The sequence below is a fragment of the Dyadobacter sp. AC419 genome (assembly GCF_979253085.1).
On sequence record NZ_CEEDCD010000023.1, the window covers coordinates 337,146 to 363,288 of the forward strand.

The following is a 26,143-nucleotide window of genomic DNA, read 5'->3' on the forward strand; positions in this document are numbered from 1 at the left end:
GTTGATTTTGGCAGATTATGTATTATTAAGAAACGGATTCTTTGAGAGAATTATCAACCGTTTTTCCGAGACAAGTGCTGTTCTGATCTTCCGTAATAGAGGTAAAATAGCGTTCCGAATGCCGGAAGGAAGATAATTGCCACCAGCCAAATTAATTTTGCAACAGCCGAATAGTCACTATTAGACATCAGATCAAGAACTGCCCAAATTACAAAAGCAACAAACAAAATAAAGCAAGAGATAAGAAGCAACTCCTGGTTGCCTAGACCAAAGATTGCAGCGAATGGATTGTTCATGTAAGTTCCGTTAAGTAACTATTTCAAATATAGAAAAATATTACCAACACACAACTACCTCTATTTGGAGAAGTTAAAGGCAAAAATGCATTCCCAAAACCGCTTTTCGCTAAAATAAAAATATTTTGCTAGCTCCGTGATCAGCTTTCTTTCAGATAAGTCCTGATTTCGGAAGCTACCTTCCCCGAGCTTGGCCTTGGCGCGTGCGCTTTAAGCATTGTACCGTCTTTATTCACCATAATATACCGCGGAATTCCCCACAACATATATTTGCCCCAGAGCGAACCGGGAGCATCGCTTTGCTGATTAATGTGGCTTCCGGGAGGCACAGTTCCATCTTTCAGCATCTTTTTCCAGGCAGCAACATTCTCGTCCAGAGACACGTACAAGAACACAACTTCGTCATTTGCTTCAAATTCCTTCATCAGTTTTTTCGACTCAGGAAATTCTTCGCGGCAAGGTCCGCACCAGGTGGCCCACACATCGATGTACACCAATTTTCCTTTCAGACTGCTAAGCGACATTGTTTTTCCATCAGGTGTTTTTCCGTCAAAATCAGGCGCCTGCTTACCCGGACCAAGTGCCTCCCACTTGGCAAAGCTTTTGTCCAAAGTTTTTCTGTAAACCGGCAGCACCGGAGCTTTGTAAAGATCTTCACGGAGCTTAGCAATTTCAGGAGACAAGCCTTCCATTCGCACCCAATAGTTGATATTGGCAGCTCGGAAATGCCTTTTCAAAAATGGATCCAATGATGATTTTTGAATATAATCATCTGACACTTCCAACCAGTGTCCATCCAATGAATCCTGGTTCATTTTGTCAGTAAGTTTGCCCAGTGGCCTGTGAATACCGGAAAGCAGGTAACTCGACAAGATTTCGCCGTATTCATACATGTTCATGTCAAATAAAACTGAATCCACGGGCAACGTCGTCACGACCTTTTTCAGATCTGCCGGAATCTTGGGATCGTCTAGGTCATAGCTGTAATGGTTGTTCACATAGTGCTGCTGATAAGCGTACAATATCATCCCAACTTTCTTTTTCATTAAGTCCAGTTCTTCGGCATCTACACCTTCCTCTTTTTTCAGTTTTTCAAGCTCTTCGTTCAACTCATTCTGATACAATTTGAAGCTGGATTTGAACGCAGCAGGCTCATTTTGCCATATCGCTTTTCCTTTATAATCGTAATACTTCCGCGCCATTTTCTGAGCATTCCGAATAAACCCGTTAACCGCAGATCCGTCACCGCTAACTTTTATCTCATCGCCCTTTTTACTGGTATCCGCTTCCAAAACTACTTCGTCACCTGCTTCGAGATACAATGGAATATAATGATCTTGCACAATAACATGGCCGAAAAAAGGCTTTTCAATCGTTGTTTCTATTATCCCAAAACCATTACTATCCAATGTAGATCTCCCCAGAAGCAATGTATCCGAATTGAGCATATTGTAAGTGGCCAGATCTGCGCTGGCACCTTTTGCTTTATTCAAGCGGAATGTAATTTTAATTTTCCCGTCATCCTTTTTCGTGCAACTGGCGAACAACAATGCGGCAATGCAGCTTAACAGAAGGTTTTTAAGATGAAGGAACATAGGATATCTGAAGATTTATGGGACAATTAATGTTTGGAAGTGTTGTGAAGGAACCATTTTTGTAGCGAATTGCCAAATTTCAATGGAATCCATCTAAACACAGAAGTTATGGCAGATCAACAATTTAAAGAATGCATTGATGCTTGTGCAGCTTGTGCAGTGGCATGCAGCTATTGTGCAACACAGTGTTTAAAAGAAGCCAATCCGGAACACTTGGTCAGATGCATCCAGGTCGACCTCGAATGCGCTGCCATCTGTCGCAGCGCTGCGGAAGTAATGAGCCTTGAAAGCCAGTTTAGCGCACATTTATGCCGTATTTGTGCCGATGCTTGTAATGCTTGTGCACAGGAATGTGAGCAGCATGCGCAGATGGGGATGGATCATTGCCGCCAGTGCGCCGAAGCCTGCCGCCATTGTGCTGATATTTGTGAGCAAATGGCAACGCCAGTATGAATTAACAAACAATCGAAATTCAACTGATTTCCTAGTGGAACAATTGTTGTAAACAAATGGTCTTTTCACTTAACACATAAAACGATGAAATCTATTAAAATTGCACTTTCGATCACCTGCTTAGGAATGCTACTGAGCATGGCTTCTTGTAATAGTAACAACAGCGGTAATGACGCAAGCACGGATTCCTCTGGCATGGACAATACGCAGTCCCAGATGCAAACAGACAGCATGTCAACCGATTCAATGACGGGTGATTCTGCTGCCAGGCCGCTATAACAATATCATCTGGTATGCATACTGAGTGGTCTATCTTTTATTGATAAATAAGGGTAGACCACTCACCTTTTGTAGGGTGTGCGTGTAACTTGTCATTCCTGATTCATGAAAATCGTATTTGAATAAACTGATCGATAAAAAACTAAACCTTTGCGCCTAACTTGGTCACAACCTTGCCGATCGTAAGACCTTGTACGAGCACCGAAAAGAGTACGATAATGAAAGTCACTGAGACGATTGCATTCTTGTGTGAACTGGAAGGCAATGACAAAGCGAGCGCAACAGAAATCCCCCCGCGCAGACCTCCCCAGGTCATTATTTTCAAAGTCGAAACAGAAAAATCTTTAATAAAGCGGAATGTCACCGCTGTACTGTAAAGTGCAACAAAGCGCACGCCAATAACCAGCAAAGCCATAATCAACCCGACAATTATATAGATAAGATCAAAGTCAACAATGACAATTTCCAGCCCGATGAGCAGGAACAGGATTGCGTTCAGGATCTCATCAGTTACCTCCCAGAATTTCCCTAAATAGTCGCGTGTAACATCGCTCATTGCCAAGATCCTTCCCCGGTTCCCAGTCATTATACCCGCTATTACCATGGCCAGCGGCCCCGATACATGCAGATAATGGCACAGGGAATAACCTCCCATTACCATTGCTAAAGAAATCAATATCTCTGTTTGAAAATGGTCAATTGATTTCATTAGCCGGTAACCTGACCAGCCGATTACTCCGCCCGCTAAAATTCCACCGCCGGCTTCCTGCAAAAACAGCCCTCCTATTGCCCCTACTCCAAAGTTTTCAATGCCCACAGATGCGATTTGAAGAAGGGTTGCGAAGATTACTACGCCGATCCCGTCGTTAAAAAGGGATTCGCCAACGATATTGGTTTCTACACTTTTGGAAAGGTTTGTTTCTTTTAAGATGCCCATTACGGCGATCGGGTCTGTGGGTGATATCAATGCGCCTAACAGAAGGCAATAAACCATCGGTAGCGGTTTGTTAAACACATCCATTAAAAAGTAAAGCCCATATCCGACAAGTACAGTGGAGACGATCGTGCCTACCACGGCGAAGCTACCGATACTTTTAGCAGATTTTTTGAGATCTTCCAGGTTAACATGGAGTGCCCCTGCAAAGAGCAGGAAGCTAAGCAGCATCCCCAGCAAAAATTCAGAAAAGTCTATTAAAGCAATTTCATGTTCTATAAATGCACTAACACTGCCCGACACATTTCCCAAGGCAATCACACCCAAGGAAACAACCGTTCCCATAAGCATCAGGCTAATTCCCGAAGGAAGTTTGAGCACTTTGACATTGACATAAGAAAACAAAGCAGCCAGGGTAATCAATACCGAAAAGAGTGAAAAGATTTCCATTTGAGATAAATTCTACTAAATGCAGATGATTCGGTGAGACGGTGCCAATTTCATGCCGTATTAATGATAGCTATTCAGATAATCTATTATATCATTCTCTGTGTAGAAAAGTCTCAGAAACGGTAAGAGACTCACAGGCAGTCATCATTGCACTATTGGCCCAGTAGGTCCTATATAATTATCCGTCATTGCTGATTATTGCTAAACAATATCGTGGAAACTTTTTTTATAAAAATAATTTCCTCACCTTTAATGGAAGCAATTAATGTCCGACTTTGAGGCGATGGCTAAAAGACTTAAATAATGAAGGAAGAGATATTACAAAGGTCGCTAGCGCTTTTTTTGAAGCATGGTATTAAGGAAATGTCCAATCAAAAGCTCGTCGATTGGCTTGGTATCTCTACAAAAACCATCTATAAATACTTCCAAAACAAAGAAGGGTTACTGGAAGAAGCCTTGTATTTATATCATGATATACAATACGAGAAGCTTTTAAATCTTTCGAATGAGCAAAATGCCGCGTGCCATTTTTTAGACATCTGGCAAATTGCCGTTGAAATGGAGTATCAGATCAACCAATCGTTTTACAAGGAACTTGAATACTATTATCCGGAACTCGCCAGGAAAGTTGAAAAAGTGATTGCACCGAAATTTGAAGCCCATTTTTTGGACGTCATAAAACGGGGAGTTTCCGAAGGTGCTTTTCGTAGTGATATCCATCCCGAAGTTGCTTTACGAAGCGCATTTGCACTGCACCGTGCGTCCGTGGCGAGTGAATCTTTTACACGGCTCGGCCTTTCGGCCACAGATCTGCTGCTGCAAACAACCGCCAATTACATTCGCGGCATGTGTACCCCAGAAGGCCTGATGGCCCTGGAAGAGCACATTCAAACGCTAACATTATCCGAGTCGGCATAAAACCGGATCTTAACCCAGAAACATTAACCGTACTAAAATGCCTGCCAAAACTTTCCGCAACCTGTGGGTTTGTCTGTTGCTTACCCATGCCATGATGACTCATGCACAAACCAGCTTACTGCCCCTGAGCGATAAGCTTGCTCAACAATTCACTACGCAGGACACCCTGTTTGCAAGGCCGTATGTAGACGTCGATGAGTGGCGCGACAAACCTGTTCGCCACCGGTATGTACATGGTGGTTTCAAAGGCACAGGCGCACGGTTCTCTCTATATTTCCCGGCAAAGGAAAATTATCAGGGACGCTTTTTCCAGTACATTACGCCTTTCCCCGATAGTGAAACCCTTTCACAAGGAGCTTCCGGAGAAGAAGATAAAATCGGTTTTGCGATCACACACGGCTCTTATTTCATTGAAACAAATGGTGGCGGACGCGTTGATTTTGCTAAGCCTGGGTCGAACGATCCAACCCTGGGTGCTTTTCGCGTAAATGCCGCTACCGCGCAGTTTTCCAGAGTAATCGCCAACCAGATTTACGACGGCAAACGCCCGTACGGCTACGCATTTGGAGGAAGCGGTGGTGCATACCGCACCGTCGGCAGCATTGAAAACACAAATGGTGTTTGGGATGGTGTGGTTCCGTACGTGTTGGGTTCGCCAATGGCTATCCCCAATGTGTTCACTGTCCGCATGCACGCCATGCGAATCTTGAAAGACAAATTTCCTTCGATTATTGACGCGTTGGAGCCTGGCGGAAGCGGTGACATGTATGCCACATTGAATCAGGAAGAAAAGGAGGCGCTTGTGGAAGTGACTAGAATGGGGTTCCCGCCAAAATCCTGGTTTGGGTATAAAAATATGGGTATTCACGGTTTTTTGGTGCTGTATCAAGGCGTAGTGGGGGCAGATAAAAGCTATTTTGAAAAGGATTTCTGGAATACACCCGGATATCTAGGCGCTAATCCCACCGCTTCTTTAATCAAAGCCCGTATTCAGCAGCCAAGCCATATAAAAGCAGGAATTGCGATTGACGAAGCTGTTGGCTTGGGATTGGCACAAGCTATGTCGCCTACGGAGCGAGGAACCGCAGATGCAGCCTGGAAAGCCATTGGTGGTGTGGAGAAATCTATGCCCGTCGCTTTTCAGTTGACAGATGCGTTACCCGACATCGAATTTCTGGGGGGTGATCTGCAAATATTAAGTGGTACAGCTGATGGGAAAGTCTTGCAGATAACCAAAATCCAGGGAGACAAAGTAGTATTGGGCCCTGCCGATGCGGCCGTACTTGCCCAAATTAAACCCGGCGACCGGGTTCAGGTAGATAATTCCAATTTCCTTGCTGTACAGACTTACCATCGTCATCAGATCCCTGGGAAAGAATATTATGTCTATGACCAATTCCGTGACAAAGAGGGTAAGCCGATTTATCCGCAGCGACAAATGCTACTTGGGCCACTGTTTACGCGTGGAGCTGCGGGCGTGCTCCCAACTGGGAAGTTTACTGGTAAAATGATCTTGTTAGAGTCACTTTGGGACCGCGAAGCTTTTCCCTGGCAGGCAGACTGGTACCGGTCGAGAGTACAAGACAATCTCGGTGACAAACTGAATGATCATTTCAGGCTTTGGTACACCGACCACGCGCTGCACGGAGATATCGCTGTTGAAGATGATCCGACCCGGACAGTCGGTTACCTGGGTGTATTGCAGCAGGCCCTGCTTGATCTGAGTGCATGGGTTGAAAAAGACGTCGCTCCCGCAGCCACTACAAACTATACAATTGAAGATGGTCAGGTAATTGTGCCCCAAACGGTAAATGAACGCAAAGGCATTCAACCTGTAGTTACCTTGATGGCGAACGGAGGCAAGCGGGCGGAGATAAAGGTGGGCCAGTCAGTCACTTTTACGGCGGAAGTTGAAGTTCCTGAAAACATGGGTAAGATCGTTGCCGCCGCCTGGAATTTCGAAGGTTTGTCAAAAGAAGTCGAAAAACGTTCTGGATGGAGCTTTGAAGATTCTGACGAATTCCCTATTGCGGCGAAGATCTCCCCGGCAAACAAAACCGGTTCGAAAGTCACCATGAAGACGACGTACCAATTTTCAAAGCCGGGCACCTATTTCCCAACACTTCGGGTTGCCTCCCAGCGCGATGGTGATGACAAGACCCCATATACCCGCATTCAAAATCTGGACCGTGTGCGGGTGGTGGTTAAATAGGAGCGCATAGGCATACTTAATCAGTAGCAGTCACTTACCCAACATCGATCTAGTATACATAGTGCGTCGCAGAAGTATACGGCACAGATTTGCCAGAAAAACCATTGATTTAAACCCGTTACCAGAATATCCTGATTCTAGTTATCAAGCCTGCTGATTTGAGGACTAACAAGCAATTTTGGCGATTCAGATTTTTGGGACATCCACTTTTTAATGGATGTCCCTTTCGCATTTAGTTACTGTTTGACAAATTTCTCCACCGTCCCGTCGGCAAATTTCAACATATACACGCCACTTGTTAGTGAGCTGATGTTGAGCTTTTGTATTTTGTTGCTGATCAGGATTGTCTGCAATTCCCGCCCCGAAATGTCGTGCAGTGTTGCAGTGGTTTTGAGCAATGCATTACTTGCGCGGAATGTCACTTCGGCATTTGCAGGATTTGGATAAATAGCTTTCACCTCTGCTTCGCCATCGACGGAAATAATCTTGCTATAACTGTAAGCCCCGTCCAAACCGTTCGCGGCGCGATCACTCATTTTCAATCTGTAATAGCTCGTAAGATCGTCGCTGGATTGATCAATGTAGCTGTATTGGTGATTTCCACTTCCGTTTGCATTCACAGTCGCGATCGTGACAAAGTTTTTTGCATTGCTGCTGCGCTGGATCTCGAAATTGTCCGTATTAACCTCGCTCGCCGTATTCCATTGCAACAAGTTGCTTCCGCTTTCTTTGGTCGCCGTAAAGCTTAGCAGGTTGAGCGGCAGCGCAGTATCCTTTGTTTTGACAAAGAACCCACTGAAACCGGTTACGTCGAATGTTACTTCCCAATACTGGCCAACCGGATTCCATTCTACGCTTCCGTTAGCATCCGAAGGCCTGAATGTTGAAATGCTGCCGTTGTAAGAGCTGGGTAGCCCTGAGTCGTCTGTGCTGATTCCTGATCTTTTTTCAATGCGTAAATTTGCCTTATAATTTTCTGCATCCGCTGCATTCACCGGCAGTTTTACCTCATTAATATCATTATAGTCCGTAAACTCCTGCTGTGAAAAATACAGCTTTACCCGTGCAGTGGCATTCGATGCATTATTTCCGGGCGTGATCTGATAATGTCTTTTCACGAAGTCTGCCGGCTGATTTTCAGCTATCCAAACTTTGGCATTGACTTGTCCGGATACGGGTGCTGCCCCATTTGGCAATATGTACGCGACTAAACGGCAAGCATCATTGGTGGCAGTCAGCACAGTTTCACGGGTAATGTCTGCCGAAACTTTGGTAAGGTTGCTGGCGAGCCCGCGAAATTCCTCGCTGAACTCGTAAGCGCCCATATCGACAATATGCTCTTGCAGTCTTGTTTCACCAGCAAGGTCAGTAGTAATGCCGGTAATGTCGGGAGTCTGACCAGTTTGGAAATAATTGAAGCCCACATTAATGGCAGGACTGCACGATTGCAGCCGGTAATCGCCCGCGGCTGCATCTCTGAAAAGCGGGTTAAGGGACGGAGGAGGTGTTTCCCCGGGCTGGGCCGGGTTTACCTGAACAATGCTGTACTCAACAGTTGCAGCGGAAGTGTTATCATTGAAGATTCCAAAATCATTGCCATAAATGATGCAGTTGCGGACTTTGGGAAAAGAACGGCTATCATTGGAAATTCCGGCTCTGCTACTAAACAAACCTGTTCCGGTGGTCGTATTGTCGGCAATCGTGCAGTTAATCAGCACCGGGGAAGATGAACTATTTCTTAAACCCGCGGCAAAGTCCTGATTGCCTGTGTTTTTTACGATCAAGCAGTTTACCATAGTTGGTGAAGACTCCAGATTCAATACACCGCCGCCGGGGTTACCTGTTATCACCAGATTGACCAGCAATGGCGAGGATTGCATATTGTAAATGCCTCCCACAGAGCCAGATACGGTGAATCCGTCAAGTACTGCTGCTGACGTAAGGCTCATAGTATTTACTACAATCTGAAACGTGCTGGTAAGCAGGCTTTTGTTGGCAGCAATTGACAGGTTACGTTGAGTCAGGCTGGCTTCTGTTCCGGCGAAGCCACCATATATTTTGACACCTTCTTTCAAATTAAAATAGCTGTTCGGTGGTGCGAGATAGGTGCCGGCAGCCACCCACACCTGCTCGCCACTCACAGCAGTATTGATCATTTTTTGAAGGTCCCCTGACGCACACTCCCAGGTTGCTCCGGTGCCGGTTGCACCTGCGCGCACAAACCGTACCCCGGGTACAACAGTGCCGGTCTCACCCTGATATTCGTAAGCGCCCTTGTCAACGGTTCCGTTGTTGAAGAAACGGGACTGGCCAATTACATCCAATGTAATCGCTGAAATATCGGGCGTTTGGCCTGCTGCGTAATAGGTGTTACTGCCAGTATTGACAGCCGGGCTGCAGGCCTGAAGCCTGTAATCTCCGTTTGCGGGATCGACAAATAAAGGATCAATCTTAGCCTGGCCTGGCTCTGTTACAAAGGGCGATGATTCAACAATAATCGTATTTTGAATGTCACTCCTGTCGGTCCGGCCATTGACGACGCCCTGTGTTCCCGTAATGATACAATTATAGATTTTTGCAGAAGATCGCAAATAATTAACGATCCCGCCCCCCTGGTTGGGACCTGATATTGTGCAATTGATCAGAACTGTTGACGATGCCGAATTAGCCATACCGCCCAGCTGCGGAGTTGCATTATTAATAATTGCACAATTGATAAATTGCGTTGTAGACTCTGAATTGGAAACAGCAACATTTCCATTATTTGAAATGACCGTCACGTTTATAAATATCGCAGAACTGAGTGCGTTTTGCACGCCCCCGCCCCCCTGGGCAGTTCCGTTTCCAAGGACGACCAGATTGGAAAACGTTGCCGAAGAACGACCATTATAGATGCCGGCAACCGTCCCTCCTGCCAAAGTAAAACCATCCAGGACAGTGGCTGTTGTAAGCCCGCTGGTCTGGTCAAAATTAGAATTATCAATTGCATACGGATGCGTGCCCAGCCCGGATATAACGCTTCGGAAGCGATCCGATCTGAGATCCCGTTGCTGAAACGCTGTCTCATTTCCTGCAAAGCCGCCGTAGATTTGCACCCCTTCTTTTAATCTCAGCCCGTTAGCAGATTGAGAGATCCGGTAAAGTCCGCCAGCAACCCAAATCTGGTCGCCAGGTGAGCTGTCGTTAATAATGGCCTGCAGATCACTGCTGGCGGCTGCCCACGAGGAGCCATCGTTCTGAGTGGCCCCACCCGATGTGGTGACATACCGAATGTTCGCCTGAGCCAACACGGCTGATGATAAGCCAAGAAGGAAGAAAAAAGCAATTAAAAAAGTCGATACCCGAAATGAAGAAGAGAATAGAGAAGACTTTACTTTTGAAGAAAATAAACGTTTAATCATGTAGTACTGAAAATAGAATTTGAAAGATCTGACAAAGAACCACTTTCAATCCCACATTAACCAAACGTATATCCTTAATATCTAATACTTTAGGGCACAATTTGTAATATATCGTACTGTCTCTGCTGATGTTACAACCCTGAGAAGTAAACGCTCTGTAGATTAAGCGATACTGCCCTGCTGATCTTGCGAAAATGCTGGACTGGAAACAGGATTGATTGGAAAATATTTGCCAGTAATGTTAATAATTGCGTGTTTCTTGAATCCAAGTCTATATATAAAAAATAACCCGCCGAAATTGTTTGGACGGGCTATTATTCAATAAATGTCAGAACACTTATGCAACTAAAACTGCATCTATCGCTTCGCGAAGTGCCTTTGCCGCACTTGCCGGATCTTCTGCACCATAAATAGCTGCACCTGCAACGGCAACCTGTGCACCTGCTTCAATAACAGCAGTAATGTTGCTCAGGTTTACCCCGCCTGCAATCGAAACCGGAACACCTGCACGGGCAGCTTCATCGATTAGCACCTGAATCGAGTAACCATCAGTCCATTGCTCATCCAGACCAGCGTGCAATTCCACAAACTCAACACCTAGTTCTATCACTTCCTGAGCCCTTTTTACACGATCAGGGTAGCCGATGGTGTCAACCACCACGCCTTTACCGTGCGCCTTTGCCGCTTTTACTGCCCCGATAATTGTTGCATTTCCTGCTGCTCCCATTACCGTTACCAGGTCTGCTCCTGCCTTGAAAGCGATGTCCGCTTCCAGCTCACCCGCGTCAGCCGTTTTAAGGTCGGCAAAAACCAGTTTGTCGGGATGCGCATTTTTCATTGCTGTGATTACACTTGATCCCATGTTTTTGATCAACGGCGTGCCGAGTTCAATGATATCAACGTAAGGGGCAACTTTTGCAGCAAGTGCTAATGCCTCTTCTGTCGTCAATAAGTCTATTGCTACTTGTAATTTGGCCATTTTGAATTGATTAAATTGTACTGTATTAATTAAATTTTACTCCATGTTGGCATGCCGCTTCCAGAGCGTTTCAGCCGGACAGCCGCTCATTTTCCATAGCTCCATAAAAATGGCGTCTCCGATCAGCAGCAATGCCTGCTCGAAAAGGCTGCCTGCATATTGTTTTGATTTGCTGCCTGCATGATCTTCTTTTTCCGCCGCTGGCAGCAGGATATGTGTATCGGAAATGCCTGCCAGCGTTGATGCCGGGTTGGTTGTGATAGCGATTACATTGGCTCCTACGGATTTTGCCTTTTCAGCCGCCCGCACAATCGAGCCCGTAGTTCCCGAGCCGGAAGCTATCCACAAGAGGTCTTTGGATTGTATAGCGGGCGTGGTGGTATCTCCGACGAAATAAACCCTGAAACCCAAATGCATCAGACGCATTGCAACCGAGCGCATGGAGAATCCCGACCTCCCCGCCGCATGCATAAATACCGATTCCGCCTGCTGAATGCCTGTAATAAGTGCTCCGAAATTTTCATAAGCCAATGCTTCTGCCAGCGCGTAATGCTCGGCCAGTATTTGTTTTAGATTTCCCTGAATGTCAGTCGAATGAAGTACGCCTTGTTGATGATCCAAATGCATAATTGCCTTGTTTTGTCTGGTGACAAATGTACTTGATCCGGGTTTCGTACAGGTTAGACAATCATCCAGATAAGGTGGACAATCTGGAACATTTACCAGTGAAAGTTCATATTTTTGAGCAATAGAAAATTACATTTCCGAATAGTCCACCATAATTTCCGGATCGTCCACCGTGCGGTTTCCGACAATTTATCTTAAATATGAATGCACCGATAAAAGAATCACGGCTTGCAAGGGCAATGATTTACATCCGGAATCTTCGTGATTGTCCGCCAAGCTATCTGAATGATCCTGGCAGGAAAGACTTTTTTGAAATTGTCTGGTTAAAGAATGAAGAGCCTTTGCATGATACCAAAAACAATGATTTTGAGATCAAGGGCGATTGGATATACCTGATTCCCCCCTACCGTGTACACCAGCTCAATAAGGCAGGCAAAAATGGAGAGTTACTTTCGTTTAAAAGAGAGGTTCTGGAAGAAGATGACAAAGAATTCTTGCTGGATATCTTTAAGATATTTAACGTTCAGGGCGAGTTTTCCTGTTTAAGGCTCGACAAAGAAGCCGCAGCCGATCTGGGCAGTGTTTTTCAGCTACTAAACAATGAATATCAGAAAACAGCTGAGGATCTGGTGATTGTAAAAGCGATACTCAAAGTTTTTCTATTGAAGCTGATCAAAGTAAAAGAGCAGGAGTTTACCGGTCATGACATTCATCAAAAACGCGTTTACGAGTTCTTAATGCTGCTGGAAAGCAATTATTTGCAAGTGCGTAATACCGATTTTTACGCTGGGAAACTGGGCATCAGCTCCAAGCGACTGAATCAGATACTCAAAGACAAGCTGGATAAAACCGGTATGGAGCTGATCCATGACAGGATTATTCTTGAAGCAAAACGAATGATTATTCACAGTGAACAAACTATCAAGGAAATAGCTTACGAACTTGGGTTTTCAGACCGGCCGTATTTCAGCCGGTTCTTTAAAAAGCAAACTGGTCAGACACCTGACGAATTTCAAAAACATGCTCGCAGCCATCAGAAATTGAAACTCAATACATTGTCCGATAATAGTGCGATTTAGTTGGATCATTAAACCGGCCCGCCATCAGCCAACTCGTGCATAGGAACATCAAGATGCGGTTTATGGCGCCCGGAAGAAAGTCTACGCGGATCTCAGATCTACTTGCACCATTCAAATCAATGTTGGAAATACTATATTACGACCAAATTACAAAGTCTGGGAATTCATGATGCTGAGAAGGATATTAAGATACTGCATAGGTCTGGCACTTTTCGTCAATGTGCTGTCCTGTTCTACTGATGAGCAAAAACTGGTAGGAATCTGGCATACTGAATTTGAGGCTGTGCCACATCTTAAAAGTCCGTTTGATGTTGAGCTGCGTCATGATTTTTTTTCTGATTCGTGGAGCGGCCGATTCGAAATTCCGGAATCAATGGCGGAAGGAACATTGTCTGGTATCAAAATAACGAATTCAAAAATATTCCTGGATCTGGGGCAAGGAGCGACATTTACGGGTAATCTTTCGAACAGTAAATCAGAGATTAAAGGGCTGCTCAAAATTCCCGATCGCAAACCTGAAACGCTGACATTGACAAAAACAGATCGTTGGACGTCACAGCGACCAGCAAGAATGGATCAGGATAATGGCGCACTGCTAAAATGGAGCTATCAAGCTCCGCCTGTAACCAGTGATGGCTGGAAAGTGGGCGCATTGAATACGCAAACTATAAATTCCCAGGTATTACACGATCTTTTTGAGAACATTTTAAAGGGTAAATATCATGGCCTGGATGCAGTGCTTGTCGCCCAGAATGGAAAATTGTTACTTGACGAATACTTTTATTTGGGTGAACGGGACAGAATCCATAGTTTGCAATCCTGTACAAAAAGTGTGACGTCGCTCCTGATTGGCATCGCAAAAGATGATGGTCTTATACAAAATCTGGATGCACCACTAACAGCTTTTTTTCCTTCTTACAAGAACGCTATAAAAGCAAAATCCCCACAACCCACGCTGCGTAATGCGTTAACCATGTCTACCGGACTGGATTGGCATGAGGACATTCCTTACACTGATCCCAAAAACGATGCCGTATTAATGAACCAGAGCAAGGATATGTATCGGTATGTGCTGGATAAAAATTTGGATGAAAAGGATAAGCCGGGTAAGAAATTCGAATACAACAGCGGCCTCTCGATCCTCCTGGGTGGTATTTTATTCAATGTAACTGAGAAGCCTGCGGACAAATATGCAGAGCAATCGCTGTTTAAAGGCTTGGGAATTGAGAACTTTGCGTGGACTTCAATGAATAATCAAGTCCATACAGGAGGTGGATTATTTCTCAGGCCCCGGGATATGTTGAAAATCGGCCAGCTGGTTTTGGACAAAGGAAAGTGGAATGATAAGCAAATCGTGGCCACTTCCTGGATCACCGAATCGACCGCGTTTGTCTTACCACAAAATGAGTCAAGTTCGGATTGGGGATATGGCTATCAATGGTGGCGGGGCGTATTCCGGGTTAAAGAGAAAGTGTATCCTGTAATCTACGCTGCTGGTTACGGAGGTCAGGTGTTGTACATCGTCCCCGATTTAAATCTTACGATCCTCACATTGCATCACAACGCGTCGGATGTAAGTGGCAGCCACTCGCTGACCTGGAAAGATATCGAGAAGTCTATTCTTCCTGCTTTCATCTGATCAGAAGTATTAAGGAATGTGCTGAAAGGTTCGCAGGCATCATGGGCGATACAGCCGAGAACATGACTGTATCACCTAACGGAGAGATGAGCGAAAGTGTCAGGTTCGTAGCAGTTCCTGTCTGGTTACAGCCAGGAAAGAGTCGAAAACTTTTGATCTGGGAGGAATGGATTTGTTTCAAGTGAAGTCAGGAAAAATCCTGCACGTGTCGACATTCTCAGATGACCAGCAAGTGGATGATGAATTCTGAGGAAGGTAATAAAGTGTGATAGTGTATCCAGATACACTGAGGTGGCTTTATACCACCCACGATGGAAAGGAACCGGTTCACATAGCATTTTCAATTAATAGTGATTCTATTGATTATTGGAAAGAACGTCTGACAGGCCGCAACATCAATGTAGAGAGTGAAATATCCTTCAATCAGGGATATAGCCTTTATTTCTACGATATCAATAAACATTTAGTTGAACTTGCGACACCGGGAATTTGGAAGGGATTAGGAGCCCAACCGGACATTTTCAATTCTGATTACCCTTCCCCACCAACTCCCCTGCAAATAACTATTGCAACTTTCATTGCAAGTAAAGCAAAAAGCACCTAGCAAATTAATGCTAAGTGCTTTCGGAGCGGCGTACCGCATTTTCAAGAGCCCCCAGTCGGGATCGAACCAACGACCTACTGATTACAAGTCAGCGAAAAGTGGTAAATGGCAGTAAATGCCTACAAGTAAAAGTGCCCATACGAGCTAATTTCAATGTTTTTTATTTTTTAGTTTACTACTGTTTACCTATATTTATTGAAAATGTTTGCAAATTGTTTGCAAATTTTTGACGGTAAATTCTTGCAGTATGGTAGCATCAGCCCCGAAATTGGCACTCATCCTGGATAAAAGGTTTGCAAAAAAAGAAGGATTGTATCCGGTAAAACTTCGAATTACGTACCGCCGTGAATCCAAGTACTACCCGACAGGTCAGGACATGACTGAGGAAGATTTTGTAAGACAGCGTGATTGTGAGCTTCTGCGGGCGAAAAAATACATTGGGACAAAGCAGTACGCGCAGCTTTTAGCAGTCAGTAAGGATCTGAATAAGCACGTCAATGACGCCAATCAAATCATCGCCCAGATGAAGGTTTTTAGCTTCGATCTTTTTGAGGACCGGGCGGCTCACCGGCCTTCTACTGATTCGGACGATGTATTCGAAGCGATCGAAGAAAAGATCGCTTCATTGAAATCCGAAGACAGAATAGGAACGGCGATCACCTACGAAAATGCCCTCACTAGTTTTAAGAAGTTTCACGCAAAAAAGAAGCTTTCTTTGGGAAGCATCAATGTCCGTTTTCTGCGGGCCTACGAGAAGTGGATGGTTGACAATGGGGCCACGCTGACTACGGTGGGATTTTATTTGCGGAACCTACGTGCTGTGGTCAATATTATGATCGATAGCGACAAACAAAAAATGGAGGAGTATCCATTTGGCCCTCGCCGCTATGTAATCCCCACGAAGAAGAATTCTAAACGCGCTTTGTCTAATGAAGATCTGCGTAAAATCATCAACTATCAACCTGACCAGTTCGAACAACGATACCTGGCATACTGGCTCTTCATGTACATGGGGAACGGAATGAACCCAACCGATATGGCAAGGCTCAAATATGCCAATCTTAGGCCTGATCGTGTCGTTTTTGTGCGTGAAAAAACAAAAAGGACCAACCGCGAGAGTACGCTGATAGAAGTGCACTTGTTGCCTAGAATGAAACAGATTATAGAGGAATGGGGCAATGAACCTATTGATGAAAATTATATTTTCCCCGTGCTGGACGAAAGTATGGATTCATTAAAAGTGAAAAGGGCTGTGCAGCAGCTCGTTAAGCAAATCAACAAATACATGCGGCGCATCGGTGAGAAGCTTAAAATTGAAAAAGAGATAACGACCTACGTGGCGCGTCACAGCTTTGTAACTAAACTGATCTCTGAAGGTGGTACACTGATGGAGATCAAATCGATGACCGGCCACAAAAGTATCACCACCACAGAGGGTTACGTGGGAAGTATTGAAGACGAACGTCTAAAAACAATCACTAGCCGCCTTTTGAATTTTTAACTATGGATATTGTTCCGGAAAGATTGGCTCTACTGGAAAACAATGGGTTTTTCCGGTTTTTCAATGACGATGATCCCAGCATTACCGAGTTTGCAACAAGCGAATGTACAGTCCTTCAAAATTGGGGCATCGAGCTGGAAGCCGTTATTAAACAACTTGGCGAGCTGCTAGTCGAATGGGCCGCATTAATTTATCTCCGGTCAGAAATCGTTGGCGGTTTCATTGCTTCCAGGAAAAGCGAACTTGCTGTGTTCTCCGAGCGCATTTCCGGAATTACTTTTTTCGGAAAGGATGACCCTGATTTTAACAGGACCGAATTACGGGAAGTCCTGTACTATGTCATCTACGGCCAGCCTGCTTCGTTTAACAATGTCTCACTATTTGATTATTGGATAGAATCCTGGCAGCTGATACTGGATCAGCTTAATCCCAAGCAAGTCAGTGAACATCTTGTTAAGCTCCGCACAGCTGAAAGCAAATTCTATCCTGTTGATGGGTATAGCAAGTACCCACGAATGGGACTTAGGTTTTGGCAACGGGCCATTGATCTTGCCCAACATACAGCCCAGCTCCAAAACATCCCGGCGACAACTTCCGCCCCTGCTACTCCCGTATATCGGCCGACTAAAAGTCCTGCAGGCGACCTGTACAGTTACCTGAAAGGCCTGGACGTAGAAGGCTTCAAAGGGCAGCTCTGCCAGCGCGGCATCTTAAACAGCCCGTCTCATTTCGTCCCCAGGAAAAACACATTTCATAAACTCACCCACATCCTTGCATTACCCTACATTTTAAAGCACCTCGGTGTCATTAACGAGCGGTTCTTCGATTGCACCCAACTGGAACGGGTTGATATCTATACCGCCAGCTTTTCAATCCGGTTCGGGCGCAACGTCCTATCTGACCTGGCAGTCACAGACTTTATGACCCAGCTTGAAAACAAAGACAGAAACGACGTTGCCTGGGCTTTCTACAATGAAGTGACCGCCTCGGTAGATGCTTCCAGGTTACCCGACTAATCCATTCTTTACTTTTGTTTATCAATGTCGGGTCTCTTGTCATGTCAGATGACCCACTTTGAAGCCTCTTCGAATTTTATTTGCAATTGTTTTTCAATCACTATTAACAATTGCCAAAATGAAAACTTACCCATCAAACACTACCAAAAGCACCTACCGGGAGGAAGAGACGACATTTGACGGCCTTGTCCAGAGACTTGTCGAGAAAGCACTACTCAATGTATCCGAGCCGCTGATCGAGACAGTCGTAGAGCGCGTGATCACTAGAAAGATAGCCGACGATACCGAACACCCCATGGAAATCGAGGAAGCCGCATTGCTGGTGAAAAAATCAAAGCAGACGGTCTATGCCTACTGCTCACAAGGCAAGATCCCCTTTCACAAAAGTGGCAGCCGAAATATTTTCTTCCGCAAAGAGCTGATCGAATGGCTCCGGTCAAACCGATAAACCCTCCTTGTCATGAAAGCCAGACACGAACAAGATATTGCTACTGCAATAACAAGGACCCGGATACGTCCGGATTGGGACCAGCTATTACAAACTCGTTGACCGTCCAAACCTGGATGGGTCATTTGAAAGTAAATTGTCCCTTTGGTCAGTCGAATGCATCAAAGCCGATTATGGAAGGGACTTCGTTTCAGAGATCCCCAAGCTGCACGGTTTCTGCCTGTTCCCCGATCATTTCGGTTTCCAACAGGTTGTCGGCAAGTTCTATAACCTATACCACCCCTTTGAGCATGAGGCTAAGGCAGGAAAATGTAAAACATGTCAAGAATTCGTGAGGCATATCTTTGGGGACCAGTACGAACTTGGGCTGGACTATCTGACGTTGCTTTTGAAAAATCCCCTTCAGAAGCTGCCCATCCTTTGTCTGGTCAGTAGGGAACGGAGCACGGGAAAAACCACCTTCCTTAATTTTCTTAAATCGATTTTCGGCCGGAATATGACCGTTAACACCAATGAAGAATTCAGCTCGAACTTCAATGATGACTGGGTATCGGCATTGATCATTGCAATCGACGAGACGTTTCTGGAACGAAAGCAGGATAGTGAAAGGATCAAAAACCTGAGTACGGCGCTTAAATATAAGTCCGAGGCAAAGGGCAAGGACCGCAACGAAGTGGAGTTCTTTGGTAAGTTCGTGCTTTGTTCCAATAATGAGGACAGTTTCGTTTTCATCGAGCCAGGTGAGACCCGGTACTGGGTCAGAAAAATCGAGCCTTTTGCAAAAGAAAACATCCGCTTGCTCGCCGAGTTGCAGTCAGAGATCCCGGCATTTCTGGATTTCTTGCTCAATCGCCCGCTTTGGAGCACCAACCAGTCCAGGATGTGGTTTGATGTCAAACAGATCCAAACACCTGCGCTCAAAAAGCTGATCAAACGCAACCGCAGCAGGGTCGAACTTGAATTAATAGAGGCACTTCAATACGTGATGGATGCCCGAGATCTTTCGAAGTTATGTTTTTGCACAGCTGACGCATTGAACTGGCTTGCCACGCGCGGAATGCGCGGTATAGATTCTACACAGATCAAGCGCGTATTGCAGACCGAGTGGGGCTTAAAGCCGAGCCCTAATTCGAATGCCTATACCAGGTACACCCTGCTTTCCGACAGCAGTGTCTTTGAAAGCCAGCACCGTGGGCGCTACTATCAAATTGACCAAGACCAGCTTCATAAACTGATGATTTGATGAAAATAGAACATAAGTAACTGGTTGTGAATACACTATCATTCATCAAATGTTCATCAGAGCTTCATCAAAATGAAAATACGATGAAGGTTTGCGGTTGAAAGGACAAAAAGTTGATGAAAATGATGAAGTCCTGATGAGCCATAACCTACTTGTTTTCAATTGCTTAAATACAATTTTCATCAGATCATCAAAAAACAAGGTGCATTAACCCCGTAGAAACCGCGGTTTTTGAGATGTATTCATTCAACATCAAAACGATCACTATGACTTGTGAACAAGCCAGGGAGATTTCCATTGTCGAACTCCTGCAAAACTGCAACATCCATCCGCAACACGTCCGCGGCCAGGACTATTGGTACCTTTCGCCTTTACGCGACGAGAAGACGCCATCATTCAAGGTCAATGCAAAATTGAATCTTTACTATGACCACGGCAGCGGCCAGGGAGGCGATATCATCGACTTGGGCCGCCAGCTTTTCCAATGCGATACAAAAGCATTGCTGCAAAAACTTGGGTCTGAACATTTTTTGTTTCACCCGCAACTGTTCGCTGCAAGGGCTGCGCATATACAGAGTAGCGTTACCCCTGAAACTATCCAAACGGCGATCCAGATAACTGCTACAAAGGATTTGGGAAGTAACGTTGCTATCAGCCAATACTTGCAAAAGCGCGGCATTGACCTTTCGATTGCCGGGCCTTACTGCAAGGAGGTTTACTACCAGGTTGGAGACAAGAGCTACTATGCCGCCGGCTTCGAAAACCGCTCAGGAGGTTATGAGCTCAGAAGCCAGCACTTCAAGGGCTCATCATCCCCAAAGGACATTACCCATATCAATAGCGGGCACAAGTCAATGTGTGTATTGGAAGGCTTCATGGATTTCCTTTCTCTTTTAACACTGCGAAAACACACGCCGGTCCAAAGCGATTTTCTCGTGCTCAATTCCGTCAGTCTGGCAGACCGGAGCCTGGAAATTCTCAAAGATTACCGGACCGTTTTCATCTATCCAGACCGGGACGAAGCGGGAAAAAAGCTATTTGAAAAATATCAGGATGCAGGACTAAACTGCGTGGACGCCTCGGGCATTTATCGAAACCACAAGGATCTCAACGAGCTTTTAATGTCAAGCAAATCGCACGAAAAACAGATCAAAAAGCAGCAGACTTTCAAAAAGTCTGGCGGGCTGCATTTGTAAAAGTCATCAGAGAGCAAGTTTGTGTTTTCGCTTCGCAAAAACCCGTCCCGCTTCCGCGCGACTGGAAACTTGCCTTTTACTCCCGTTGGTCGCAAAAGGGTTAATACAGATAATGGAATGTGAGATGGAAAAGACAGAAATCAAAGACCCAAAGCCCTACAATCCCAAAGGCGGCAGGCCACCTAAAAAAGTAAAGCGCCAGAGCCAGCTTATGGTTAGGCTGACCGAGACGGAGCGTTTTCTGATTGAAGAAAAAGCCAGGGATGCAGGCATGAAACCAAGCGCCTGGTTCAGACAAGCTGCTAAGAAAGCAAAAGTAATCGCCAGGCTCAAACCCGATGACCTCAGGCATCTGCGGACACTAACCGGTATGGCTAACAACCTGAACCAGCTTACGCACCTTGCCCATAAGGAAGGTTTGACATTCATTAGGCAATGTTGCAAGGAGCTACTTTTAGAAATCGATCTGACCTTAAAACAGCTTAGTATCGATGATCGGTAAGGTAAAGATTGGAAGCAATTTCGGTGGTGTAGTCCGGTATGTGATAGAAAAGCAGGAGGCCACTCTGTTAATGGCCGAAGGTGTAAGAACAGGTGAAGTCCGAGCTATGATCCAGGATTTCAACATGCAAAGGAAAGTCAATCCGGACTTGACAAAAGCTGTCGGGCATATCTCGCTGAGCTGGAGCAAGGAAGATGCCGCTAGACTATCGCCTGACATTATCAAGCAGCGTGCTTTGGAGTACATGGAAAAGATGAAGATAATGAGCACGCAGTTTATTCTTGTGGAGCACCAGGACAAAAACCATCCGCATCTACATATCATCTACAACCGGGTGAATAACGAAGGGAAGACCATCTCAGACTGGTTTCAGAAAGATAGGAACCACAAGGCCTGCAAAGAGATCACGCTCAGATACGGATATCATTTGGGTAAGGAAAAACAGCAGGTCAACCGGCAGCAGCTTAAAGGTGCAGACAAAATCAGATATGAATTGTATGATGCTATCAAATCAGCAAGCGCAACCGCTGCAAGCTGGAATGAACTGCGCGCCAGGTTGGAAAGGCAAGGCATCGAGACCATTTTCAAGTATAAATCTGGCACTAGTGAGATCCAAGGTGTCAGCTTTGCCAAAGGCGATCTGCAATTCAAAGGATCAAAGATCGATCGGAGTTTAAGCTTTGGCAGGCTAGATGCGTTGATCCGGCACAACCAGGAAATGGCGATGTCGCAGCCATTTCGAATTCAGCCGGAATATCTGCCCGACCGGCTGCAAGAAACATTCCGGCTCGCAACCCTCTCACAGCAGATCCCCGACGATCGAATACTGGATGACTTGCTCCGACCTGTCCAGCAATTTGACCAGCAGGGTACAAACCCATCAAAAAAGAAGAAACGTAAAAAATACTTAGGACAAAGCTTATGAAAAAGATAGAAGAACAACTCGAATCCATTGAAGAAGTGCTTTCGCTTGTGATCAGGAAAAGTGCATCTATGGAAAACCTGATCCAAACGGCCAGTGAATCACAAAACAAGACGCTTGCAGATACGCTGATGGCACTAAAAAGGGATTTAGAGCACCATCAGTCAAGTCAGCATTTAGAGACCTACTTTTCCCAGATTAAGCAATCAGTTGTAAGCGTCCCAAAGGCATCAGAAGTCAGGCACCACCATCATTTCGACCTTCGGTCGAAAGGCTTTATAATCTCGGCAGCTGTGCTGTTGCTATCAACAGCTATAAGCATTGCAGTGGCCATCAGCAATTACCACGAAAGCAGCAGGCTGAAAGAAACTGATCTCAAATTCCGGATTGCCAGGCAGCTCAGCCCGGCACTTACGGCGAGAGTTGATAGTATTTATTACAAAGACCCTGACCGGGCAGAGCTTGAAACGCAGAAGCGTGAGGCACATGAGCTAACCGTAAAGGAAGCAGAAGAAGTTTTCAGTAGGCGACGAGAGGAGGCTGAGGAGGCGCAAAAACAACTAAAAAGACTTAGAAGTGAACATAAACTTTAACTTTCACTCTAATCCAGAGGGAAGGCTTAACTGCGCCATTATTTGCTTCAAATTCAAATTACTTTGTATTAGAATATTCAGCAGCCGTTACCGGCTGTAGCCACTTGACCCTTCCGTTAGCATGATTAGGTGTCACTGCCATTTGAACAAAGCTGGTTTCGGGAGAAGCGCCGTGCCAATGCGGCGTTTCGGGCGGGCATTTCACTGCATCACCTTTTCGAAGGACTTTGATGGGCTTGCCTTTTTCCTGATAATAGCCACACCATCGATAGCGATAATTCCCTGGCCACCTCCATGTGAATGCCAGTATGTCCTGGCACCTGGCTCAAAGGTCACAGAAGACACTGGAATATTGAAAGCACTATCAGCTTGGATCAATGGGTGAACCCATGCTTTTCCAGTGAAATTGCTAGCTGGGGCCAGCTGTCCTTTTGGAAAAATCGACGTGCTTGGCGACCCGGCATCTTTTACCTGGGCGCTTACAAAGATGGGCGTAAGCGTCAGCAGGAACGCTAACAGCAAACGGATTAGTCCTTTTGATGGCTGCATTTCGCGGGGTTTTAGATTAATTGAGATTGCTTAAAATCCTGTATTCATTTGGGGTTTGCCCGATCCGCTGTTTGAACAGGCGGCTAAAATGCTGGGGATATTTAAAGCCCAATTCAAAGGCGATTTCGTTAACGGTTTTGTCGCTACTAAATATCCTTTCCTTGGCGGCTTCAATCACCTTCATTTGTATGTATTCCTGGGCAGTCTGGCCGGTTTCTTTCTTAATTAGGTCACCAAAGTATTTTGCTGACAGGTTGAGCTCTTCGGCGCAATACGAGACAGACGGCAAGCCAATGGTCTGGGGTTTCTCTGAGCTGAAATAGCTGCTTAAAAGGGTTTCAAATTTTGCCAGGATTCCCCTGTGTATGTTATCGCGCGTAAGAAACTGCCTGTCGTAAAAGCGTGTGCAATAATCCAGAAACAATTCAAGGTTAGCGGCAATGAGTTTTCTGCTGTGCTTGTCAATGGCGTGTTCGAGCTCGTACTTGATCTTGCCAAAACAATCCATCACAATCTGCCTTTCACGCTGGGACAAATGCAGGGCTTCATTGACCTGGTAACCAAAAAACGAAAATTCCTGCATCTTCCCGTTCAGTGAAGTTCCCAAAAGCAGATCGGGATGAAATACGAGCGCGTGGCCTTTGGGTTGATAAAGCTCCCCGTCATTTTCGACAGTGAAAACCTGTCCAGGAGACATGAAGACCAGCGTGCCCTCCTGATAATCATAATATTCTTTCCCGTAACGAAGATCGCCACAGACGACATCTTTTAAGAAAATCCCGTAGCAGCCCATGTATTGGCTGGTCTTCTTTCTGGGACTGGCGGTTGACAAATCAATCACAGTTACCAGCGGGTGCAGTGTTTCCTGCTGGTTAAATGCATTGTATTGATTTACAGTTTCGAAACGAATGATGTCTTCCATAATCTGAGAATTTTATATGCCCAAAGTTACCCAATTCATTACCCGGTTGAAAACCTGGAAAGGCAAATCAGGAATATTGGTAGACAAATCGGGAATCTGTATACCATTTGCTCTCAAAGCAAAGCCGAAATTTACAATCCAATTAAACTGCGGAAATATCCAAAAAATGAGAAACATACTTACAGGTTTAACTTTCATTTTAAGTTTTGGTTTGCAGGCCCAGCCAACATCAACCAATACAGGTGCCAGCGCCAGTCCTACGGTCCAGACAAGCGCTGGAACTTTACGGGGGCTCACAGAAGCAGACGCTGATGTCTTTAAAGGAATCCCCTATGCGGCAGCACCCATTGGAGAATTCCGATGGCGAGCCCCGCAGCCATATCCTGCTTGGCAGGGCGTAAAGGATGCAACTAAATTTTGCACCGATTGTGCCCAGGCTGGCTGGCCACGCCAGGCGGGTAAGATCCGGGAAAACACATCGGAGGATTGTCTGTTTCTAAATATATGGAAGCCTAGTGCAGCCAAGCCGGGAGCCAAACTACCTGTCATGGTATGGATTTACGGAGGCGGATTTGTGGGCGGTGGGAGTTCCTATCCTGAAACTTTCGGCACTCAGTTTGTCAAACAAGGCGTCATTCTGGTGAATTTCAATTACCGCTTGGGCCGGCTCGCGCATTTTGCGTTCCCTGCATTAGGCGCTGAGCATCCCAACGAGCCAAAAGGGAGCTATGCCTATATGGATCAGATCGCGGCGCTTAAATGGGTGCAGCAGAATATTGCCGCATTTGGTGGTGATCCAAAGAATGTGACGATTTTTGGAGAATCGGCTGGTGGCGTTTCAGTGCATTCACTGCTGACGATTCCATCTGCGAAAGGCCTTTTTCAAAAGGCAATTATCGAGTCGGGCGGCGGCCGTGACGGTGTTTTATCAAGCAGGCCGATCAGTAAAGAAAATGCCGACAAATATTATCCTGTTTCAGCCGAGACAATAGGTGTAAACTTTGCTGCTAAACATGGTATCCAGGGTAAGGATGCAGCAGCCTTGGACAAACTGCGCTCACTTTCTGTGGAAGATATTATCGATAATGGACAAGAAAGCAATGGCCAGGGCGGGGCGCTGATTTACGCCGGGCCGATCCTGGACGGCAAATTGGTTGTAGAGACATTCGAGCAGACATATAAGGCAGGCAGGCAGATCCGTGTTCCAATCATCATTGGTTCGAATAGTGCAGAAGTACCGGCTGGCTTTGTGAATGCAAAGTCAAAGGACGAATTGCTGGCGCAGTTTGAACCTGTACGTAAGGAAATGACTGCTGCCTATGATCCGGATGGTAAAACAGACTTCGCTCAAATGCTTTCGATGGTCAACACCGATAAAGTTTGGGCAGAGCCAGCCCGTTTTACTGCAAGTGCGGTCACAGCCAAAGGTGACAAAGCCTACGTTTATCTTTTCTCCTATGTTGCAGCTGCTATGCAACAGCGGATGCGTTTTGGTGCATCGCATGCTTCCGAAATCGCTTATGTTTTTGACAATCTGATGGAGCGCAACGGAGCTACAATTGCACCAACAGACAAACAGGTTGCTACGATGATGAACACGTATTGGGCCAATTTTGCCAAGACATCAGACCCGAATGGTAAGGGCTTACCAAAGTGGCCGGTTTATGATCCGGGGAAAAACGAAATCATTGAGTTCCGCTCTGACGGCTCGGCTATGGGCGGGCCCGACCCTAAAAAAGCACGGCTGGATGTGATGCAGAAGGCTGCGGAGAAATAGACTAAAAG

At 45.6% G+C, this 26,143-nt stretch carries 24 protein-coding genes; 16 read left to right on the forward strand and 8 right to left on the reverse strand.

Going from position 1 to position 26,143, the window contains the following annotated elements:
- Window positions 1-53: 53 nt before the first annotated feature.
- Window positions 54-296, reverse strand: coding sequence for a PLD nuclease N-terminal domain-containing protein (locus AC0IYG_RS21845; protein ID WP_471713197.1), 243 nt, complete (start codon window positions 294-296; stop codon window positions 54-56).
- Window positions 297-436: 140 nt separating this feature from the next.
- Complete coding sequence (locus tag AC0IYG_RS21850; protein WP_471713198.1) at window positions 437-1,789, reverse strand: TlpA family protein disulfide reductase; 1,353 nt, start codon at window positions 1,787-1,789, stop codon at window positions 437-439.
- A 210-nt stretch (window positions 1,790-1,999) separates the two neighbouring features.
- Between AC0IYG_RS21850 and AC0IYG_RS21855 the strand changes: the two genes are divergently transcribed.
- Together AC0IYG_RS21855 and AC0IYG_RS21860 are read left to right on the forward strand one after the other, a co-directional pair.
- On the forward strand, window positions 2,000-2,344 hold the full coding sequence (locus tag AC0IYG_RS21855; RefSeq protein WP_471713199.1) for a four-helix bundle copper-binding protein: 345 nt from the start codon (window positions 2,000-2,002) through the stop codon (window positions 2,342-2,344).
- Window positions 2,345-2,428: 84 nt separating this feature from the next.
- Complete coding sequence (locus AC0IYG_RS21860) at window positions 2,429-2,623, forward strand: hypothetical protein (protein WP_471713200.1); 195 nt, start codon at window positions 2,429-2,431, stop codon at window positions 2,621-2,623.
- A gap of 142 nt (window positions 2,624-2,765) precedes the next feature.
- Here AC0IYG_RS21860 and AC0IYG_RS21865 read toward each other — a convergent pair whose 3' ends face one another.
- Complete coding sequence (locus AC0IYG_RS21865) at window positions 2,766-4,007, reverse strand: cation:proton antiporter (protein WP_471713201.1); 1,242 nt, start codon at window positions 4,005-4,007, stop codon at window positions 2,766-2,768.
- 303 nt (window positions 4,008-4,310) lie between these two features.
- Between AC0IYG_RS21865 and AC0IYG_RS21870 the strand changes: the two genes are divergently transcribed.
- Both AC0IYG_RS21870 and AC0IYG_RS21875 read left to right on the forward strand, forming a co-directional pair.
- On the forward strand, window positions 4,311-4,925 hold the full coding sequence (locus tag AC0IYG_RS21870; protein ID WP_471713202.1) for a TetR/AcrR family transcriptional regulator: 615 nt from the start codon (window positions 4,311-4,313) through the stop codon (window positions 4,923-4,925).
- A 37-nt stretch (window positions 4,926-4,962) separates the two neighbouring features.
- The gene (locus tag AC0IYG_RS21875) at window positions 4,963-7,137 is read left to right on the forward strand and encodes a hypothetical protein (protein ID WP_471713203.1); all 2,175 of its coding nucleotides are present in this window, start codon (window positions 4,963-4,965) and stop codon (window positions 7,135-7,137) included.
- Window positions 7,138-7,373: 236 nt separating this feature from the next.
- Here the strand turns inward: AC0IYG_RS21875 and AC0IYG_RS21880 are convergent, their stop codons facing one another.
- The 3 genes from AC0IYG_RS21880 to hxlB form a co-directional block, all read right to left on the reverse strand.
- A complete protein-coding gene (locus AC0IYG_RS21880; protein ID WP_471713205.1) occupies window positions 7,374-10,427 on the reverse strand; it encodes a choice-of-anchor Q domain-containing protein in 3,054 nt (1,017 codons plus the stop codon).
- Window positions 10,428-10,875: 448 nt separating this feature from the next.
- A complete protein-coding gene (gene hxlA / locus AC0IYG_RS21885) occupies window positions 10,876-11,517 on the reverse strand; it encodes a 3-hexulose-6-phosphate synthase (protein WP_471713206.1) in 642 nt (213 codons plus the stop codon).
- 36 nt (window positions 11,518-11,553) lie between these two features.
- A complete protein-coding gene (gene hxlB / locus AC0IYG_RS21890; RefSeq protein WP_471713207.1) occupies window positions 11,554-12,144 on the reverse strand; it encodes a 6-phospho-3-hexuloisomerase in 591 nt (196 codons plus the stop codon).
- A 200-nt stretch (window positions 12,145-12,344) separates the two neighbouring features.
- On the opposite strand from hxlB, the gene AC0IYG_RS21895 reads away from it, so the two are divergent.
- The 11 genes from AC0IYG_RS21895 to AC0IYG_RS21945 all read left to right on the forward strand — a co-directional run bounded on the left by AC0IYG_RS21895 (window position 12,345) and on the right by AC0IYG_RS21945 (window position 22,887).
- Window positions 12,345-13,223, forward strand: coding sequence for a helix-turn-helix domain-containing protein (locus AC0IYG_RS21895; protein WP_471713208.1), 879 nt, complete (start codon window positions 12,345-12,347; stop codon window positions 13,221-13,223).
- A 166-nt stretch (window positions 13,224-13,389) separates the two neighbouring features.
- On the forward strand, window positions 13,390-14,862 hold the full coding sequence (locus tag AC0IYG_RS21900; RefSeq protein ID WP_471713209.1) for a serine hydrolase domain-containing protein: 1,473 nt from the start codon (window positions 13,390-13,392) through the stop codon (window positions 14,860-14,862).
- A 271-nt stretch (window positions 14,863-15,133) separates the two neighbouring features.
- A complete protein-coding gene (locus tag AC0IYG_RS21905) occupies window positions 15,134-15,466 on the forward strand; it encodes a VOC family protein (RefSeq protein WP_471713211.1) in 333 nt (110 codons plus the stop codon).
- Window positions 15,467-15,713: 247 nt separating this feature from the next.
- Window positions 15,714-16,967, forward strand: coding sequence for a tyrosine-type recombinase/integrase (locus tag AC0IYG_RS21910; protein WP_471713212.1), 1,254 nt, complete (start codon window positions 15,714-15,716; stop codon window positions 16,965-16,967).
- Between the two features lie 2 nt (window positions 16,968-16,969).
- Entirely contained in the window at window positions 16,970-17,983 is a 1,014-nt protein-coding gene (locus AC0IYG_RS21915; protein ID WP_471713213.1) for a hypothetical protein, read from the forward strand.
- Window positions 17,984-18,101: 118 nt separating this feature from the next.
- The gene (locus AC0IYG_RS21920; RefSeq protein ID WP_439585197.1) at window positions 18,102-18,431 is read left to right on the forward strand and encodes a helix-turn-helix domain-containing protein; all 330 of its coding nucleotides are present in this window, start codon (window positions 18,102-18,104) and stop codon (window positions 18,429-18,431) included.
- Window positions 18,432-18,567: 136 nt separating this feature from the next.
- Complete coding sequence (locus AC0IYG_RS21925; protein ID WP_471713214.1) at window positions 18,568-19,674, forward strand: primase-helicase family protein; 1,107 nt, start codon at window positions 18,568-18,570, stop codon at window positions 19,672-19,674.
- A 266-nt stretch (window positions 19,675-19,940) separates the two neighbouring features.
- Window positions 19,941-20,870 (forward strand): toprim domain-containing protein, encoded by a 930-nt coding sequence (locus AC0IYG_RS21930; protein ID WP_471713216.1) that lies wholly within the window; start codon window positions 19,941-19,943, stop codon window positions 20,868-20,870.
- A 124-nt stretch (window positions 20,871-20,994) separates the two neighbouring features.
- Window positions 20,995-21,372: a MobC family plasmid mobilization relaxosome protein gene (locus AC0IYG_RS21935; protein ID WP_166444661.1), complete on the forward strand. Its 378-nt coding sequence runs from the start codon at window positions 20,995-20,997 to the stop codon at window positions 21,370-21,372.
- On the forward strand, window positions 21,362-22,297 hold the full coding sequence (locus tag AC0IYG_RS21940; protein ID WP_471713217.1) for a relaxase/mobilization nuclease domain-containing protein: 936 nt from the start codon (window positions 21,362-21,364) through the stop codon (window positions 22,295-22,297). Before AC0IYG_RS21935 ends, AC0IYG_RS21940 begins: the two co-directional genes overlap by 11 nt.
- A complete protein-coding gene (locus AC0IYG_RS21945; protein ID WP_471713218.1) occupies window positions 22,294-22,887 on the forward strand; it encodes a hypothetical protein in 594 nt (197 codons plus the stop codon). Before AC0IYG_RS21940 ends, AC0IYG_RS21945 begins: the two co-directional genes overlap by 4 nt.
- A gap of 201 nt (window positions 22,888-23,088) precedes the next feature.
- Here the strand turns inward: AC0IYG_RS21945 and AC0IYG_RS21950 are convergent, their stop codons facing one another.
- The gene (locus AC0IYG_RS21950; RefSeq protein ID WP_471713219.1) at window positions 23,089-23,436 is read right to left on the reverse strand and encodes a cupin domain-containing protein; all 348 of its coding nucleotides are present in this window, start codon (window positions 23,434-23,436) and stop codon (window positions 23,089-23,091) included.
- A gap of 16 nt (window positions 23,437-23,452) precedes the next feature.
- Entirely contained in the window at window positions 23,453-24,358 is a 906-nt protein-coding gene (locus AC0IYG_RS21955; RefSeq protein WP_471713220.1) for a helix-turn-helix domain-containing protein, read from the reverse strand.
- A 166-nt stretch (window positions 24,359-24,524) separates the two neighbouring features.
- On the opposite strand from AC0IYG_RS21955, the gene AC0IYG_RS21960 reads away from it, so the two are divergent.
- Window positions 24,525-26,135, forward strand: coding sequence for a carboxylesterase/lipase family protein (locus AC0IYG_RS21960; protein ID WP_471713221.1), 1,611 nt, complete (start codon window positions 24,525-24,527; stop codon window positions 26,133-26,135).
- Window positions 26,136-26,143: the final 8 nt, after the last annotated feature.